This window comes from Microbacterium sp. Bi128, from assembly GCF_918698205.1.
In genome coordinates, this window is sequence record NZ_CAKKMM010001157.1 from 1 (window position 1) to 1,632 (window position 1,632).

General features: G+C 66.4%; 1 protein-coding gene and 2 pseudogenes. 1 reads left to right on the forward strand and 2 read right to left on the reverse strand.

Annotated features, from left to right (window positions below; all coding sequences use genetic code 11):
* Window positions 1-204 (reverse strand): annotated as a pseudogene (locus tag LQV45_RS30775) (phosphoesterase); the annotation flags it as partial.
* 151 nt (window positions 205-355) lie between these two features.
* Here LQV45_RS30775 and LQV45_RS30780 point away from each other — a divergent pair.
* Window positions 356-1,386: pseudogene (locus tag LQV45_RS30780) on the forward strand (isopenicillin N synthase family dioxygenase).
* 69 nt (window positions 1,387-1,455) lie between these two features.
* On the opposite strand, the gene LQV45_RS30785 reads toward LQV45_RS30780, so the two are convergent.
* Window positions 1,456-1,632 (reverse strand): SRPBCC family protein (locus LQV45_RS30785; protein ID WP_290370366.1); only part of this gene is annotated, 177 nt, incomplete at its 5' end.

The following is a 1,632-nucleotide window of genomic DNA, read 5'->3' on the forward strand; positions in this document are numbered from 1 at the left end:
GTTGTAGCCCTTGTTCTCGAGATTGATGACGAACACGTGCCCGGGCTTCGACGCCGCCCCCGCGGTGGCGGTGCCCCCGGCAGTGGGACCCGGGCTGGCGCCCGGCGGCCCCGGCTCGCACGCCGCTGCCGACGCCACCAGGACTGCTGCAACAAGCAGCCGCGCGGCGATTCGTCGATGATTTTTCGTGGCAGTCCGGCTCATGGATTCCGGCTTTCTGATTGACCTGTCAGCGTGGATTTGGCGGCTTCAGTGTCTGCACTCTTTCACACCGCGGTCAAGAAAACCCGCGAGGACCCTGCACAGTTGCTGGGAATGAGTTCAGTAGTGAATGCTGTGGTGGTACTTTGCACTCATGGGCGCACCATCGGATTCCATTCCGCTCCTGGACCTGAGTACCGCCAGGGGGCGCGACGGCAGGTTTGACCCGGCGTTTATTGATGCACTGCGCGACGCCACGCACCGGGTGGGCTTCTTCCAGCTGACCGGGTACGGGGCCTCTGCCGCCGAGGTGTATGAGCTCTTCGACGTCACGCGGCGCTTCTTCGAGCTTCCGCTTGCATCACGGCTGGAACTGGACAACCGGCTCTCGCCGCATTTTCGCGGTTACACGCGGCTGGGCCACGAAATCACCCAGGGGCGGCCGGATGCGCGGGAGCAGCTGGATTTTGGACCGGAGCGCCCCGCCGTGGAGGACTACCCGCCGGATCAGCCGTACTGGCTGGTCCAAGGGCCGAACCTGCTGCCGGACCGGGCGCTGCCCGAGCTGCGCACCGTGTGCATGGCCTGGGCGGAACGGATGTCCGGCGTCGGGGCCGAATTGCTCAGCGCCATCGCCGTGTCGCTGGAACTGCCCGAAGGATACTTCGATGAACCCTTCCGGGACTCACCGGCCTGGATGGCCAAGTTGGTCCACTACGTCGGCGGCGTCGTCGCTGATGCCGGTCCGCAGGGTGTCGGCGCGCACGCGGACTACGGCTTTGTCACCTTGTTGCTCCAAGACCAGGTCGGCGGCCTGCAGGTACTCCGGACAGCTGGATTCCGGTCGAACCAATTCCGGGGGCCCTGGTCATTAACCTGGGCGAAATGCTCGAAGTCGCGACCCAGGGTTACCTGGCCGCCACCATCCACCGCGTCGAGGCGCCCCCGGCCGGCGTCGACCGCTACACGGTCCCCTTCTTCTTCTCGCCCCGGCTCGATGCCGTCATTGAGCCAGTGCCCCTGCCTCCCGCACTCGCGGCCCGGTCCCGGGGGGTCACCGATGATCCGGACAATCCGATGCTCGCGTCCTACGGCGCAAACGTGCTCAAAGGCTGGCTGCGGGCCCACCCCGAGGTCGCCCGGATTCATCACCCGGAACTGGTCCGGAGCGCCGGGCAGGCCTGAACGGCAGCATTCCACCGGCCAACGTGCCGGGAATGACGGGCCGCCGGGGCGGCCCGGCGGCGTCCCGACTCAGGCCTGTCGCTGTTTCACGGCGCCGGCCAGCGAGGCCAAGCCCTTTTCGAAGTCGGCGCCGACCATCTTGTCCATGTTCATGAACAGGGCGAACACTTTGCCGATGCCTTTGTTCTCCCCGGTCATCGTCCAGGTGACCTGTGTGCCGTCACCGGAGGGCGTGAACGTGAAGGA